Raw genomic sequence first — 18,080 nt, 5'->3', positions numbered from 1 at the left:
AGTAAGAATATATCACGGTTCTTCCTTTTTTAATGATTAATATAATAGAGATTTAAATGGTAGTGTGAAAAAACATTAAAAACTTTTTAGAAAGTAATAATCATGATTTTTTTGTGTACTCCTGCATGGATTCTACTTCAATACCTTGTTTTTTTAGTGTTTTTATTGCTAATGCTAAAGCTTTTGCTCCAGGTATTGTAGTACTGTATGGAATTTTCTTTATAAGTGCAGTTTTTCTTATACTGCTACTTTCTGAGAAAGACTTTATGCCTTCTGAAGTATTAATTACTAGGTTTATTTTATCATCTTGCAGTAGATCTAATATGTGTGGTCTACCTTCTCTTACTTTATTAACATGTTCTGTAATAATACCTGCTTCATTTAGATAAATTGATGTACCTTTAGTTGAAAGTATAGTAAACCCAATATCTCTTAATATTTGAGCTGTTTTAACAATAAGTGGTTTATCTGAATCTTTGACAGATATAAAAGCAGCACCTTCTGTGGGCAATTCATAGCCAGCGGCCATTTGTGCTTTTGCAAATGCTATTTCAAATGATTTGTCAATTCCCATTACTTCACCTGTAGACTTCATTTCAGGTCCGAGTAAAACATCTATGTTTGGAAATCTTGAAAAAGAAAATACAGCTTCTTTTACGGCTATATGGGTGGATGTTTTTTCGAAGGTGTCAGGAAGTTTTTTACCTAATAATACTTCTGTTGCAATTTTTGCTATTGGAACTCCTGTAGCTTTTGCAATAAAAGGTACAGTTCTACTAGCTCTTGGATTGACTTCTAATATGTAAATTTCACTATCTTGTATTGCATATTGTATGTTAATAAATCCTCTAACTTGTAATGCGAGTGCTATTTTCTTTGTATGTTCTGTTATAGTATCTGTTATTTCTGATGTTAAAGTATATGAAGGTAAAGAACATGCGGAATCACCAGAATGTACACCAGCTTCTTCTATATGTTCCATTATTCCTGCTATATAAACGCTTTCCCCATCACAAATGGCATCTACATCTACTTCAACTGCATGAGTTAAAAATTGATCTAACAACAATGATCCATGATCAAATATATTCTGATGCGTAATTAAGTAGTTTGATAAAGCATTATTATCACGAATAATTGACATTGATTGTCCTCCTAGTACGTATGATGGCCTCACTAGTATGGGGAACGTTAAATCTCTTATGCGCTCGTGTACTTCATGTATTGAGTTACAAGTTATGTTAGAGGGTTGCTTTAAATTTAATTGTGTAAGCAACTGTTGAAATTTCATGCGATCTTCGGCCAAATCTATTGACTCAAAAGATGTTCCAAGGATATTAATATTTTTCTCTTGTAGTACTTTCGCAAGCTTTAATGGTGTTTGTCCACCAAACTGTACTATTACTCCTAGTAAAGAATTTGTTTCTTGTTCTTTATATATAATATCTAAAACACTTTCTCTTGTTAGAGGAGAGAAGTATAGCTTGTCTGAAATATCATAATCAGTTGAGACAGTCTCTGGGTTACAATTTATCATTATAGATTCGTATCCCATTTGTCTAATGGTATATGCTGCATGTACACATGTGTAATCAAATTCTATACCTTGACCAATACGATTAGGACCACTTCCTAGAATTATTACTTTTTTATTGTTTGTTACAATAGATTCACATTCAGGAGCATTAATGGTATCACCTTCGTAACAACTATACATATATGATGCATTGGTTTTAAATTCTCCTGCGCAAGTATCTATATGCTTGTATACAGGTTTTATTGACAAAGATTTCCTAAGATTTTCTATATATTCTACAGTGGTTTTACTTAAATATGCGAGTCTTGTATCAGAAAATCCCATTTTCTTTAATAGTAACAACCCATCTGCTTCTTTTGGTAGACCATGATCTTTTATTTGTTGTTCACATTGTATAATGTTTTGTATTTGTGTTAAAAACCAAGTGTCATATCCGGTAATTTTGTTGATTTCTTCTATGCTGATATTGTGTCGTAAAGCGTCTGCGATTATGAATATCCTATCTGGAGATAGTTTTACAAGAGAATTATATAGTTGATCTGTTTCTATATTTTGGTCAAAATACTCATTTAATCCAGAGTATCCAGCTTCTAAAGAACATAGTGCTTTTTGTAATGATTCTGGAAAAGATCTTCCGATTGCCATTACTTCTCCTACAGATTTCATAGAAGTTGATAACTCTTTTTCTGCTCCTCGAAATTTATCAAAATTGAATCGTGGAATTTTTGTAACTATGTAATCTATACTTGGTTCAAATGATGCTGGAATGACTTCTGTACAGTCATTTTGTATTTCATCTAGAGAATATCCTATAGCTAATTTTGCGGCTACTTTAGCTATGGGATAGCCTGTTGCTTTTGATGCTAGTGCTGATGATCTAGAAACTCTTGGATTCATTTCTATAACGAGTAAGTCATTATCATTTTTTGGATTGACTGCAAACTGTACATTTGAGCCACCAGTGTCTACTCCTATTTCTCTAAGTATGGAAAACGATATATCTCGCATTTTTTGATATTCTGCATCTCTTAAAGTTAGTGCTGGTGCTACTGTTATACTATCTCCAGTATGTACTCCCATTGGATCGATATTTTCTATAGAGCAAACAACAATACAATTATCTTTACTATCTCTCATGACTTCCATTTCAAATTCTTTCCATCCGATAATGGATTCGTCTACTTGTACCTCAGATATTGGAGATATGCTTAAACCATAACTTACATTTTTTTGAAATTCTTCTTTATTGTATGATATAGCTCCTCCAATACCACCAAGGGTAAATGATGGTCTAATTATTGCTGGTAACCCTATGTACTCTAATGCATTATTTATTTCATCTGCACTTCTTATGATTATACTTTTTGGATATTTTACTCCTATTTTATCCATTGCTTGGCGGAATAAACTCCTGTCCTCAGCTTTTTTTATTGCTTCTTTTGTAGCTCCTATTAATTTTACATTATATTTTTCTAGAATTCCTGCATCACATAGATCGATTGCAGCATTTAAAGCGGTTTGCCCTCCTACTGTTGGGAGTATTGCACTAGGCTTTTCTTTTTTTATTATTTTTTCAATGATACTTGGTGTAACTGGTTCAATGTATGTTGAATCAGCAATTTCTGGGTCAGTCATTATTGTTGCGGGATTCGAATTGATAAGAATGATTCGATATCCTTCTTGTTTTAGAACTTTGCAAGCTTGAGTTCCTGAATAGTCAAATTCGCATGCTTGCCCTATGACTATAGGGCCAGCTCCAATAACCAATATTGATTCTATATCTGTACGTTTTGGCATGATGTATATAAAGAATTTAATTGTTAATACTATAACTATTAATGCTTCATCTTCAAAATAAAAAAAGTAAAAACTAATGCTTCTTGCAAAGTTCTTTTGGTTTTTTGTTTGATGTTGAATAGCATTAGTCTATGCATATTGTGTATTGAGGCTATTATCTCTATTTTTTAACAACAGTGTAACATAAGTTTTTAGAGCATTCAGGTAATAAAAATCTTATGTATTCTGTCCTGGGTGTTAAAGTATATCACTGAATTTGTTTGAAAATATGAAGCACTAGAATTGATAGTTAGTATCATGTGTGTGTTAAAAAATTATTCTAATAAATATAATTAACTTGTAATAGTGATATATTATATCATGTAACTTGTTCAAATAAGAATTTTATATTAAGAGAAAATTATAATCACTTTATAAGCCACTGATTATCACATATTAGCTTAAAACATGACTTATGGAATTTTAATCTTCTGTGTTATTGGATCAATGCAAGCAAAGCATGTTAAGGAATTACTATAAATAGTTAAGAGTTAGTTGATTTCTACTTTTTTATTGTATTTATGAAAATATTAGTTTGCAACTTTAAATTGTATACTATAAAAGTTATTATATTATATTAATTTAATAATAAATAAATCAGTAAGGAGATAAAATGACTGTAATAATAAAATTCGGTATGGGAAATCTGATCGACAGTACCATGGAAATAGTTTCTAGATATTTTGATGTACATAAAAAAAATGAAGCAGTAAAAAGTATATTGCGTAATTGTGTAAAAAAGCTAAGAACTGAAAAAAAAAAATTACAAATATATAGAGGAAAGGAAGCTAGAGGGCATATAATTGAGAATGATAAATTTTATGAAGTGGCAGATGCAGTAAGAAAAGTTCTTATTGTAATGTTTGAGATTGATATTATCCACCAAGTAAAATATATCTCTTCAGAGAAACTAGCAGAATATAAAGCAGCTGTTAGCTCATTACTCGACCAAATAGTAAAATGCAAATCTTATGCTATTAAAGAAAGTGATAGACTCCCTAAAATTATAAGTAATACAGCGTTAAAACGCAATGCTTATGATTGTAGGCATATAATGAAGTTTATTAAGAGAGAAAAATTCCTTACTATGGAGGGATTCGATAAGGCTTGTACTAATGTAGATTTAGATCCTAGTATTTTAAAGCAGGTTATAGATCTATGCAGTTTTCCTCTTATATTTGAAATTCTGGATCTTCGTTTAGTACAATTTCTTGTTGAAATGAGATTCTTTCCAAGCCACAACACTAATATCATCAATATAACTAGAGATGATTATATAAAATTAATGCACCATATTATGCTTTATAAGTGTTCTCAGTCTATTGAGGAAGAGAGTGCTGATATGCAAACAAGAAAGTTGCCTTGTTTTTCAACTGATTACGTTCGAAGTAATAATATACAAGGGAATCCATGTGTATGTTTAGGAATGACTTTATTTGTAGCGCAAGCTCTGTTTAATGGACTTGGTATATTATTAGTATTGCTACATATTAATAATATGGTGAGTCTAGGTTGTGATATTAAGGATATGTCAATTGGTATATGTTCTGTAAATATAATTTTAAGTGCTATAGCTCTTACATTAGTTTTTGTTGGTAAGAAACTACACCAAAAAGATGATATGTTATTAACAGATATAGATGTAAGTAATCTTGGCACTGTTGAAAGTATAGATTTGTAGTTTTTGTGTATTTTGTAAATGGTTATACATAACTTATGTTATTTATTGCTTGTATACATGATTACTGGAACTTAATAACTTACTGTTATTTAAATAACAGCTTGTAAATCTTTAGTTTTATATATTTCGTAAAATAATGGTAAAGAATCCGATATGTATAGTTATCTGATATTTTAATTGCTTTTTATAGTGCATATCAAATATGCATTACTAAGTACAACCTTCTATTTTCATAGCATATACGTATTTGTATTCATATGTTTAGATGTTATATGAAGGTGTAAATGATGATAAGTCAGCTAATATAATAGATTACTTGATATCTTTTACTTCAGACATGTTATTGATATGTATACTTTCTCTAAATACAGCTTCCTGTTTTTTCTAGAGACTGTTATACATTTTGGATGCATATCATTGAATTTTATCAGCCAATGAATCATGATAAGTTGGCTATTACAGTTTTACTTTATGACATGTTATTGGTATGTATACTTTCTCTAAATACAGCTTCCTGTTTTTTCTAGAGACTGTTATACATTTTGGATGCATATCATTGAATTTTATCAGCCAATGAATCATGATAAGTTGGCTATTACAGTTTTACTTTATGACATGTTATTGGTATGTATACTTTCTCTAAATACAGCTTCCTGTTTTCTCTATGGACTGTATACATTTTGGATGCATATCATTGAATTTTGTATATAGCCAATGAATCATGATAAAGTACAGCCACATATACTTATAACCCTTATGTTATTTATGCATATAGTGTAATTTTGCCATTGCAATCTTCTATTTTCTATAGAGAATCATATACATCTTTTAATGTGATTTGTGGCATCTTTTTTAAAAGTCCAAATGCTTCACTGTGTATATGAACGTTATGTACCCTAAAAAAGTCTATATTCTTGTAAAATAAAATTGTTGATGTTACTAGTGTAGCATTATCTCGAGTTGAATCATGTGATGCGAATGGCATGAAACAGGACTTTCGTGAGTGACCAAGACATATTGGATATTTTAGTATTTTTAATTTATCAATGTTTTGTATTATATATAGTGACTGCATGCCATTTTTACCAATACCTATTCCTGGATCAACAATGATCCTATCCCTACTAATGCCTCCATCTATTAATTTTTGTGTACGATCTTCTAACCATGAGATGATTTCATTTATTGGATTTTTACCTTTTGGTATGAAATTTCCTTTAATTAATGGCACTCCTAGATTGTGAGAAATTAAGATTTTGGCATTACTGTTCTTTAATACTGATATCATGTTGGGATCGTGTAATCCAGTACAATCATTTATTATATCTGCATTTAATGCTAATGCTTTTTCTGCAGTTTTTGCATTTCTAGTATCTACACTTACTTGAACATTACGACTATGGGCAATTTCTATAACTTGTGGTAATATGCTTTCTAGTCTTTTCCACTCTTCTTCTTGTGTTGTTAGGGTATCATCACTTTCATATATGTACCTTGGTTTTCCAGATTCTGCACCAACATCTACGATATCTGCTCCTCCATCAATTAAATATTCTGCTTGTTTGATTCCTTTATCAACAGTAAAAAATTTTCCTCCGTCTGAAAATGAATCAGGGGTATAATTTAAAATGCCTATTATTTTTGTATTAAATGTCATGACAATACTCATGTTTAAAGAAAAATTTTATGAAAAGTAACCATATATTTATTTTGCTTTTATGCTTTGCTTAAGTTTGGTGTTAATACAATTACGTATCATGTTATAATAGGTTTATTAAACTACCAAGTGAAAAAAAACTTAATTTAAAAAAACATTTTAATTTATATATTATCCAAGCTTGTTTGATGCATTTTTCTTAGTAAGTTAAGTGCTTCGTTATGTAAGTGAGTATTATGTACTCTGATAAATTCTATACCTTTTTGAAACAAGAAAATTGATATTGCTAGTGTGGCATTGTCACGTGTTGAATCATTTAGTGTACATGAAGTTAGGAAAAATTTTCGTGAGTGTCCAACATATATTTTGTGATTTAAAATTTTTAATCTCTCAATGTTGTTTAATATATAAAATGATTGACTGGCAATTTTGTTAAATCCTATACCTGGATCAATAATTATTCTCTTTTTATCAATGCCTGCACTTGTTAATTTTTCAATACACTTTTTTGCCCATAGAATAATTTCATTAATTGGATCACGATCTTTTGGAATAGTAACATTTTTAATTAAAGGTATGCCTAAATTATGAGTAATTATAACGTTAACAGAACTGTTTTGTATTACCTGAAGCATGTTATTATCTGATAATGTACTTACATCATTTATATAATCAACATTCAATTCGATAGCTTTTTCGGCGGTTTTTGCATGTCTGGTATCTATGCTTACTTGAACATTATGACTATGAGCTATCTCTATTGTTTTAGGCAGTACATTTTTTAATCTGTTCCACTCTTCTGTTTGAGATATTGAATTGTTTCCATATTGTTTATACAAGTATGTGGGTCTTGTTGATTCTGCGCCTATGTCTATTATACTGGCTCCCCCATCAATCAAGTATTTAACTTGTTGTAATGCTTTGTTTATATTAAAAAACTTTCCTCCGTCTGAAAATGAGTCAGGAGTGTAATTTAAAATACCAACTAGTTTTGTATTAAGTTTCATTGGTTTTATCTGAAAAATAGTGCTATAAGTACTAGCGATATAAATTGCAATAGTACTCTCATTATCATTATTTTGTTCCTGTGTTTAATATAGAATTTATTGCTTATAGCCATTAATACTACTCCAGACACTAAAGATATTAGAGTCAATGATACGAAAACTAAAATTACTATTAATGATGCTGTATTGCTAAACATGATTATACAATCTAAAGATACACTACATTATATCATAATAGTATAACTTTATTTCAATTAAAAATTATTTATATGAAAATATATTAAATCTCTGTATTGTTTACTTAGATGAACATATTGTAGTATGTACACAATATATTAATTATTTAGAGGAATGTGTGGAAGAAGTAAATTTTAACTTTCAGGCAATAAAGGAACTAAAGAAAAGTGTTCTGTATACTAGTTTAGAAAAGTGCAAAAGTGTTTTTTGGTTTATTTTTTGGTTCAGTTCTGCTATTAATTTGCTTATGTTATTTTTACCATTATATACTTCTCAAGTTTTAGATAGAGTACTTTCAAGTGGTAGTGTATCTACTTTAATCATGTTAAGCGTTATTACAGTTAGTGCTTTTGCTTGTTCTTCTATATTAGAAATTTGTAGATCTCTAGTTATGGCTAAAGTTGGTGACTGGATAGATAAGGTTGTTACTCCTGACCTTATTATGAAGTCTATTAGCTTGACTTCGGTTAAGTCATCTACTTCAAGTGGAGAAGTACTTCGTGATTTAGCTGTTGTTAAAAATTTTATTACTGGTTTTGGTATATTTTCACTATTTGATACTCCATGGGCAGTTGTATATCTTATTGCTATTTTTATGATACACAGTGTAACAGGTTATATTGCTGTAATAGGGATAGTGTTGTTAACTAGTATGGCTATTTGGAATGAATTAGCAACAAAAAAGATACTGCAGGAAGCTAGTGAAGAAGGAGTGCGTAATATTCTATCAATAGATGTTGCAACTCGTAACGCTGAAGTAGTTGAAGCTATGGGAATGGTTAATCATATTGTAGATGATTGGGCAAAAAAAAATGATAGAAATAGAGCAATGCAAATTAAAGCACAAAATCGTTCGAATTTAATTTCTGGAATTACTAAATTTATTAGATCAATATTACAGATCTCAGTTATAGGGATTGGAGGATTTCTTGCAGTTCTTGGTCTGAAAACTGCTGGAGGTATTATTGCTTCATCAATCTTAATGGGTAGGGTATTAGCTCCATTTGAAGCGTTAATTAATACTTGGAAAATGTTAATATCAGCGAGGATATCTTATAAGAGATTGCAAATATTGCTTTTAGCTTCTCCAAAGAGGGAGCAAACTATGTCTTTACCAGCTCCTACTGGAAAGGTTGTTTTTGATCGTGTATTCTTCACTCCTTATGGTAGTAATAAGCCTACTATTAAGGGTGTATCCTTTTCAATAGAAGTTGGAGATATTGTTGGTGTTATAGGTCATAGTGCTTCTGGGAAGTCTACAATAGCAAAATTGTTAGTAGGTGTATGGAAACCAATATCAGGTGTTGTCAGACTTGATAGTGCAGATGTTTATACATGGAATAGAGAAGATTTTGGACATTATATTGGTTACCTTCCTCAAGATGTTGAATTGTTTAATGCTTCAGTGAAAGTTAATATTGCAAGAATGATGCCAAATCCTGATGCAAATGAAGTTGTAAAAGCTGCTCGAATTGCTGGCGTACATGAATTAATACTTGGCTTGCCAAATGGATATGACACAGTTATTGGTGCTAGTGGGGTAATATTATCTGGAGGACAAAAACAAATGATAGGATTAGCAAGGGCCTTTTATGGTGATATAAAACTTCTAGTCCTTGATGAACCAAATGCTAATTTAGATGGGAGATCTGAAGCAAGTTTGATTAATGCCTTACTTTATGCAAAGAAAAATGGTATTACTACTTTTATTATGACTCATAAGATACAGTTACTTAATGCCGTTGATAAGGTTATAGTTATGTCTGATGGTATGGTTAGTGGTATTGGTACTAGGGATGAAATTTTGAGTAAAGTTGTTTCTAATTATAATCCAACAAGCCCTCAACCTAAACAACAGGATAAACCATTAGTAGAGGAGTCATAAGGAAATAATATATTACTTATGTGTTATTGCTTAGTCATTGGTAAGATATAATTTTTTCAAGCTAAATTAGACTCTTTAATTAAAACAAGTAGAGGTACTGTTATATGATTGACAGTCAGAGGAGATGTAGGTTTATATGATTCTAATTTTAGAGAATGATTAATATGCTGAAATTCTTTTGATTGTTGATAGTAATCAATTGTAAGTATTGTATAGCTTACTTGTTAGGTGTGATAAATCCATTGTGTTGTGTAGGTGCTGATTTGCAAACATTTCTCAATAAAAGTATGTTGTAGTGTTACTGTTGTATGATTTTTTAAGGATTCATGAGTAACCTTGTAAGTATATGAAGTAAGTACAGTGTGTGATAGGTTTTTGAGTGTTCTTAATTAATATGTGAAGCATTTTTCAATAAAAGTATGTTGTAGTGTTACTGTTGTATGATTTTTTAAGGATTCATGAGTAAATTTGTAAGTATATGAAGTAAGTGCAGTGTGTGATAGGTTTTTGAGTGTTCTTAATTAATAGTGAAGCATTTTTCAATAAAAGTATGTTGTAGTGTTATTGCTGTATGATTTTTTAAGGATTCATGAGTAAATTTGTAAGTATATGAAGTAAGTGCAGTGTGTGATAGGTTTTTGAGTGTTCTTAATTAATAGTGAAGCATTTTTCAATAAAAGTATATTGTGATGTTACTGTTGTATGGTTTTTCAAGGATTCATGAATAAGAAATTACTTAATTACATAGGTATTGATATAATAAGATGGTGGAATCTGAACTTACAAATAATGACTATTATAAAATCACCACATTAGTTAAAATTAATGTTCTTATACTAGAGGGTTATTAGAATGTTGATTGGTTATATAACTAGCAGGTTAAATATAATGTTTGTTGTTGTTAAATATATGTGCATGTAACTTTTCATATATATATAGTTCGATTTATAATAATGATTTTATAGATGCTATTTGAAAATTCATTGTTGATTATAAGATAAATTTTGTTGTAGCTTGCCTTCCTTTGGAGAGTTTGTAGTGATTTTTTACAATATGTTTATTGTTATATTAAATTTTTAATGTATGTACTAAAGTGTAGTGCTGTTTGTTATTAATTAATATTGATGTCTTAGATTTAAAGGATATTATTTAGCTGCTAGCTAAGTAGCTTGAGTATGATTGTGTCTTATTTAATTATGTGATGTTATGGTAAAGGTTATTGTTATTAGTGAAACTGGTGGTTCTGAAGTTTTGAAATATGTTAATCATAATATTGGGGAACCTAAAGATGGTGAGGTATTAATAAAACATAGAGCTATTGGGTTAAATCGCTATGATATTGAGTGTCGTAATGGTATGCGTAAAAACAAAAAGCTTCCTACTATTTTAGGAGTTGAGGCAGTAGGGGTTATAGAAAGATTAGGAAAAGATGTCGAGGTATTTAATGTTGGGGACAGAGTAGGCTATTGTACTGTGTCTGGAGGTGCCTATTCTGAGAAAAGACTTATTAATCAAAAATATTTAGTTAGAATACCTGATGATATTACAGATCAAGTAGCAGCTGCAGTCCTATTTAAAGGTATGACAGCACATTATCTTACACACTTAGTTTATGCTATACGTCCTAATACTTTTGCTTTAGTACATGGAGCAACAGGTGGTGTAGGTCAGATATTGTGTCAATGGGCCAATTATAAAGGATGTAAAGTTATAGGTGTAGTTAGTTCTGATGATAGAGCAAATATTGCCTTACGTTCTGGGTGTTCATATGTGGTGAATTATAGTAGTAGTGATTTTGTTAAACAAGTAATGGAAATTACGCACGGTTCTGGTGTTAATGTAGTTTATGATTCTATAGGTGCGTTAACTAGTAAAGTATCTTTTGAATCTCTATGTATTTTTGGTATTTATGTTTCTTATGGTCAGATATCAGGAGCTATTTCAAATATTAGTGCTTCTATGTTAAGTTCTAGATCATTATTTTTTACTTCTCCTTTGGTGTTTCATTATAAGCGTTCTAGCTTTGATTTAGCTATGACAGCTATGGAAATGTTTGAAGTGATAAGGAGAAATTATATAAAAGTTAGTATAAATAAAATTTACAAATTTGATGATATAGTGGCTGCACATAAAGATTTGGAGAATAGGAAACTTACCGGATCAAATATTATTGAGTTGTAGATGTTTTTAAGTGAGTGAAAAATATTTTGCTTTATTAACTAAAGTAGCTATTATTTTATTGAATTTACAATCTTTTTAGTAAAAATTATAGTGAAACAATTACAGTTAAAAATTAATCATTTTTTTGTGCAATGTTTAGTTTTTAACATATACTATAGCGTAGCATATTACTTATAAACGATATTTCATACTTACAATGATAAGTTGGTGTGTAATATTGTAGATTGATATCTTTTGTGTTTAAGTTAGCACATCATTCATACTGCATTTGCAATGGCACATGATAGAAATAGTACTAGGTCTAAAAAGCTTGTTTAATAGTTTTATTGTGTACTAATGGTGTATTGTAGAGGGTATTGCATGAAAATACGATAAATTGTAATGTGACCTGTGGCAAGTGTTTTGTATATAAATGTAATGTTATATGTGTGGTTATGGTGTTGTGTAATAAGAATTCTTAATTATATGAAAGTAATAATGATGCTGAAGATGTCATGAATAATAAATTGTAGTGCAAAGTTTCTTGTATATAAATGTAATGTATATGTGTAGTTGTAATATTTTATTATAAGCATTAGTATGATATATAATCATTCAAGGTATATAGAATTGGGTGTGAAACGTCTGTTGTTGTGTTGAAATTAACGTGTATTTTTAAATATAAGTTTATATTGGCAATAATAAAATTACCATAATTTAGTACACATCTCTCTTAAAGATAGTATTGCACTACTATTCATCAAGATATAAAACTTCTGCTTTTTCTTGTGTTATTGGCTGTAGATCAATGAATTTTTTCTTATATATACAGTTTGTGTTATAGATTATATTGTACCATGACTTATTTTGTATGGGTGGTATTCCAGTAATATATAACTCATCTTCTGCTCTGGTTATAGCTACGTAAAGTAGTCTTAAATATTCATTGTATTCGTTACTCTTTTGTTGGGATTTCAGGTTTTCACAGAAATCATTTATGTCATTGCGTATCCAAAATGGGGTATGTTCTTCATCAAATACTAGCTGAGTTTCACTTTTTGAAATGGTTGTTGTATCTGATAAGAATACTATAGGGGATTGCATACCCTTTGCGTTATGTATTGTCATGATTTTTACATAATCTTGTCTGAGATTAATGTCGCTTTTTATTTCTGGATTAGTATTTTTTATCCAATGTATAAATGCTTGTAATGAATTCAGATTATTGGATTCGGATTGTATTAATAGATTAATGAATTCTCCTATGATTTCTATGCTTGATTGACCTAAGCGCTTTATAAATTTATGTTTATGCTCTGATATAATATGGTGGTATAAATTTAAAGGGTTATGCAGTTGTGATATATCAATTAGTTGTTTTAGATACTTTGATATAGTAGTAAACTTTAATTGTAATTCTTTCCACAAATATGTGTTATTCCTGTTGTATGCTAGGCGGAATATCTGCTCCTCAGTGAATTCAAAAATTGGTGATTTTAATAAACCTATTAAAGCTAAGTCATTTTCTGGTAATAATAAAAATTCTCCTAGATTGATCAGGTCTTGGATTACTGTGTAATCCATTATTTTAAACTTATCTCTTTCTAATGTGGGGACATCTAGTTTTTTTAATGCTGTTATAATATGATCTATGAAAGAAGTCCTGTGTCTTACTAGTATTAAGAAGTCCCCTGCTGTTATAGGACGATTTTTTGCTAATATAATTCTTTTATTAATTATCCATTTGTGAATTTTCTTTGCAATAGTTGATGCAAGTAATAGGTTGGGGTCTTGGTAAGCTTGATTTTCAAGATCCAATGAAAAACTTTTATTGTTTTTAATGTTAATTACAGGCCATATCTCTACATATCCTGGGTCGTTTTTTCGAAAGATTTCATGTTTAATTTTTGTTGTGTTAAAGGATATTTCTTGGCAGAAATTATTAAATACTTTGTCTACTAATTTTAAGATAGGTGGTGTTGATCTGAATGATTGTGTGAGATGTAATATTTTATGTTTATATTGGCTGCTTTGTTGTGCAAAATAATGACACATAGGGTCAAAATAATCAGGCCTTGCATTTTGAAAACCATATATTGATTGTTTTATATCTCCTACGATGAATAACGTTTTTGGTTCTTCGGTTGTACCTATACCAGAGAAGAAATCATGACATAATTGTAAAATAATATTCCATTGTTTTATGCTGTTGTCTTGTGATTCGTCAATTAACAGATGATCTATTTTACTATCTAATTGGAATAATATCCAATCTTTATATGCTGGATTTGTTAGTAAATTTAATGCTAGATCTATAATATCATTATGATCTAGATAATTTAGTTTCTGTTTATCTTGTTGGTATAGTTTTATAAAACATTTTGCAATTTCAATAAGATGGATAGTACGTTCTGCTATTTTATTGGTATAAAAAATTTTTGTAAAATTTAGTATTTCTTCTTGTATATCTAGAATAATTTTTTCTGCTTCAGGAAAATCAGTTAATGTCTTTTTTGTGATTATTGATGATATAGATTTTTTTTCTAAAGATGGTAAATTAATAAATATTTTTGCGTATTCATTTAATTTTTGTAATTTGTATTTTTGTAGTGAATTACTCCACTTAGCTAGTTTATGACTAATTTTTTTATCTCTTATACTTCCTTCACTTAAAATTTTGATTAAATAATTAAGAGTGTGATTATCAATAGGTAATAATTGACATGGTTCCTCCATGTTATGGATGTTAAGTTTTTGATATACTGAGCCTTGGTTGAGATTATAATGCTGTTTACTTAATAATTTGTATAGTAAGTCATAAATTGTAGCTTCCGTTATCTCATGTGAAATGGCTGATAAGTGGTGTGTTATTGTTGAATCATGCAGTAATTTATGAAAAATTTTTGAAAAAGATTCTGTAAAATCTTTAATAGTGCAGTTAGGAGAAATTCCTGCTTCTATTGGAAAAGTGGATATTAACTGATAACAAAAGCTATGTATGGTTTTTACTGAAAGTGATACGTTTTGTAAATTATTAAATAATTCCCTTGCTCTTTTGAATTCTTTTGGAGTTATTTGAGTTGGAATAATATCTTGTAGTGCTTTTTTTAGTTCTTCATTTTTTAATATTGTCCAAGTGCTTAGGATTGAATGTATACGTTCTGTCATTTCGTGTGCTGCTGCATTTGTGAATGTTAAGCAAAGTATATTTTTATGGCCTGTCACTAATAATCTTAAGACTCTGTTGACTAATATTCTTGTTTTCCCTGTGCCAGCTGATGCAGATATCCATATGAAAGAATAAAAAGGATTAGTTGCAATATTGTTCATATAATGTATAATCTACAATATTTCTATTTTTAATGTTAATAAAAAATTATACTTATAACAGTAATTATTATTAAATAAAAGATTTTATTAGTTAAGAGAGTCTTTAATGAATCAGTTATTTCTATTCGTGATGATAATAAGTTTTATCAATTCAACAGTTGGTTTCACATATGATTTGCATTCTAGTGGTAATGCTTATGATGTTAATACAAAAGATATAAAGTATCTTGATAAAAAAAAGTCTGCTAATTACGATGAGAGTTATGCTGAACGTAACGATGATGATTTAGATGATGCTAAAGAAGATATGTATGATGATGAGTTTGATGATGATGAAGAAGATATGTATGATGATGAGTTTGATGATGATGAAGAAGATATGTATGATGATGAGTTTGATGATGATGAAGAAGGTATGTCAATAGAAGGAAATGATGATGCTACTAAAGATGTTAATGATCAGGATATTAATATAAAAAGTAAGAAGATATCTGATAGTAGTTTACTCAAATCTGGTGATGAAAAAAAAGATCAGCAGTTAAAAGTTCCAGATAAGAATGTTGTTGAAGATAAGTCTAATGGTAAAAAAAAACTTCTGAAGTATTAGAAGATACATCTCAGGTACAGCAAAATGAAGTAAAAGCAAGTAATGTTTCATATAAATGGCCATTTAGAAGAAATATTATAGAGGGCATTGAAAAATCACAATATAATGAAATGAATCATCATCTTCCAAAAATATATAGTGTTGAAGATTATTACATACAAATTTTTTACTGTATAACACAGAATGACCTTTCTGGATTGAGATCTTTGATTAATAAATTGCAAGAATTAGGTGTAAGTTTATCAACTATACTGTATGAGGTGCGTACTTCAGATGTGGGAGATAATTTGTTAACCTATGCTGTAAGACAAAGAAAGTTAGATATAGTAAGGTTTTTATTGTCAATAGGTGCTGATTCAAATTTTACTAATTATAATAATGAAACTCCTTTGAGTATATCTGTGAGGAATGGTAGCATTGATATAACTCATGCTATAATTATTGCACAATAAAACTTTGCTATGTATTATCAGTATATATTTTGTGTATTACAGTAATTGTTTTATATGAGCTTTAACTAATTAAGAAATTCAAAAGACCAAGTAAATTATTTAATACTTTAAGGTGTATCACTTTTTCATTAAAGCTGTGCGCATAGTCTTTAATCAGTTGATATCTTGGTCCAGTAGAAACAAAAGTACACTATTAAAGGTTTTACAGAATCTTTTGTAAGCATTTTTCATAAGATCACTATACGGACATAGTAAAATACCACTTGATCAGGCTATCTTACATGAAATAACAGAATGTAGCCTATGATTTACTATGCAAACCATTGCATAAACATGCATTATAATTTTAATCAGGACTCAGTATATCAAAAACTTAACATCAATAACGTGAACCCATGTTGATTATTGTCTATTGATAATGCTCTGAAATTTTTGGAACTTCACATTCAATCTAATATGAATTGATTTAGAATAATTAAGCTGATTGAGTTAATAAAGTATACATAAATGTACTATATTGATGTTTTTGTGTATAGTACGTAAGATTTTACTAATTGTTAAAAACAATGTTCATGCTTGTAGGAGGCGTATTGTGAATAATAAAGAATTTTATGATAAAAAATTAGTACATATTAATGGGTTTTCAGTGATATTTTGGTGTATTATTTTTATTTGCTTGTTGTTGGTTGGTATATATTATGGGAGTTTTGTTATTATTTTCCCAATGTCTTTACTTTCATTAATTTGCACGTTTATTATTCCAAGTGGTTTTTTTGTTAATAATCCTAATGAAGCAAAAGTTGTTGAGTTTTTTGGAAATTATATTGGAACTATATTTAAATCAGGTTTTTTTTGGACTATTCCATTTGTTAGTATGAGGTCAATTTCGTTGAAAGTAAGGAATATTAATATCAATAAGATTAAAGTAAATGATTTTAATGGTAATCCAATAGAGATAGCTGCTGTAGTTGTTTGGCGAGTGATCAGTCCTGCTAAAGCTTGCCTTAATGTGAGTGATTATCAAGAGTTTATTAATATTCAAAGTGAAACTGCAGTTAGAGAACTGGCTGGTATATATCCATATGATGCTGAGGATAACAATGAATCTTTGCGTAATAATTCTACACAGATCTCGTCTAAGTTACGTGATATGCTACAAAATAGATTAGATATTGTAGGTATTGTTGTAGAAGATGCAAGAATATCACATTTAGCTTATTCTTCTGAGATAGCTCAAATTATGTTAAGAAGGCAGCAAGCAAAAGCGATTACTAATGCTAGGGGATATATAGTAAGGAATGCAATTATTATGGTAGATGAGATATTAAAACATTTTGAACTACAATATCAAATCAATCTTTCTGATGAGCAAAGAATTAAACTTGTCAATAATCTTCTAGTATCTCTAATTTCGGAACAAGGTGCTCAACCTACTATTAATATAGAATAATACCCTGCATTGATATTACTAAATGAGGTCTCAATGTGCTATGGAATATTTTGAATTATTTTTTACAGTTATTAGTAGGTTTATATAAGTGCTGTATCCGTTTTGCATAGTATGACATTAAAATGTGATCAGCTTTGAAGTATATATGTTGTATAATTATTTTGTTATAACGCAAGAGTAATATTGTTTACTATACTGAATATATACATAAGTATGTATATATTACTGTAATTGTATTGAT

At 29.3% G+C, this 18,080-nt stretch carries 10 protein-coding genes; 6 read left to right on the top strand and 4 right to left on the bottom strand.

The genetic code is table 11. The features are described from left to right. Positions 1 to 100: 100 nt before the first annotated feature. On the bottom strand, positions 101 to 3,334 hold the full coding sequence (gene carB / locus MR76_RS03175) for a carbamoyl-phosphate synthase large subunit (RefSeq protein ID WP_024072254.1): 3,234 nt from the start codon (positions 3,332 to 3,334) through the stop codon (positions 101 to 103). Positions 3,335 to 3,986: 652 nt separating this feature from the next. Here carB and MR76_RS03170 point away from each other — a divergent pair. Beyond that, positions 3,987 to 5,054: an amidohydrolase family protein gene (locus MR76_RS03170; RefSeq protein ID WP_024072253.1), complete on the top strand. Its 1,068-nt coding sequence runs from the start codon at positions 3,987 to 3,989 to the stop codon at positions 5,052 to 5,054. Between the two features lie 805 nt (positions 5,055 to 5,859). On the opposite strand, the gene folP (MR76_RS03165) is transcribed toward MR76_RS03170, so the two are convergent. Together folP (MR76_RS03165) and folP (MR76_RS03160) are read right to left on the bottom strand one after the other, a co-directional pair. Continuing rightward, positions 5,860 to 6,711, bottom strand: coding sequence for a dihydropteroate synthase (gene folP, locus MR76_RS03165; protein WP_024072252.1), 852 nt, complete (start codon positions 6,709 to 6,711; stop codon positions 5,860 to 5,862). Between the two features lie 164 nt (positions 6,712 to 6,875). Continuing rightward, positions 6,876 to 7,718, bottom strand: coding sequence for a dihydropteroate synthase (gene folP / locus MR76_RS03160; protein ID WP_024072251.1), 843 nt, complete (start codon positions 7,716 to 7,718; stop codon positions 6,876 to 6,878). A gap of 355 nt (positions 7,719 to 8,073) precedes the next feature. On the opposite strand from folP (MR76_RS03160), the gene MR76_RS03155 reads away from it, so the two are divergent. Further along, positions 8,074 to 9,840, top strand: coding sequence for a type I secretion system permease/ATPase (locus tag MR76_RS03155; RefSeq protein WP_024072250.1), 1,767 nt, complete (start codon positions 8,074 to 8,076; stop codon positions 9,838 to 9,840). 1,206 nt (positions 9,841 to 11,046) lie between these two features. Continuing rightward, positions 11,047 to 12,021, top strand: a complete 975-nt coding sequence (locus MR76_RS03150; RefSeq protein ID WP_024072249.1) for a quinone oxidoreductase family protein — start codon at positions 11,047 to 11,049, stop codon at positions 12,019 to 12,021. 732 nt (positions 12,022 to 12,753) lie between these two features. On the opposite strand, the gene MR76_RS03145 is transcribed toward MR76_RS03150, so the two are convergent. Further along, positions 12,754 to 15,330 (bottom strand): UvrD-helicase domain-containing protein, encoded by a 2,577-nt coding sequence (locus MR76_RS03145; protein ID WP_024072248.1) that lies wholly within the window; start codon positions 15,328 to 15,330, stop codon positions 12,754 to 12,756. A 106-nt stretch (positions 15,331 to 15,436) separates the two neighbouring features. On the opposite strand from MR76_RS03145, the gene MR76_RS04655 reads away from it, so the two are divergent. From MR76_RS04655 to MR76_RS03130, 3 genes are all read left to right on the top strand, one after another. Continuing rightward, positions 15,437 to 15,937 (top strand): hypothetical protein, encoded by a 501-nt coding sequence (locus MR76_RS04655; protein ID WP_144445934.1) that lies wholly within the window; start codon positions 15,437 to 15,439, stop codon positions 15,935 to 15,937. Positions 15,938 to 16,047: 110 nt separating this feature from the next. Continuing rightward, positions 16,048 to 16,389: an ankyrin repeat domain-containing protein gene (locus MR76_RS03135; RefSeq protein ID WP_235111251.1), complete on the top strand. Its 342-nt coding sequence runs from the start codon at positions 16,048 to 16,050 to the stop codon at positions 16,387 to 16,389. 592 nt (positions 16,390 to 16,981) lie between these two features. Then, on the top strand, positions 16,982 to 17,839 hold the full coding sequence (locus MR76_RS03130) for an SPFH domain-containing protein (RefSeq protein WP_024072245.1): 858 nt from the start codon (positions 16,982 to 16,984) through the stop codon (positions 17,837 to 17,839). The last annotated feature ends 241 nt before the right edge of the window (positions 17,840 to 18,080 follow it).

This window comes from Ehrlichia muris AS145 (assembly GCF_000508225.1).
In the GTDB taxonomy this organism is placed as follows: Bacteria; Pseudomonadota; Alphaproteobacteria; order Rickettsiales; family Anaplasmataceae; genus Ehrlichia; species Ehrlichia muris.
Note: the sequence above shows the minus strand (reverse complement) of the source record. Positions and strands in the feature narration are given on the sequence as shown.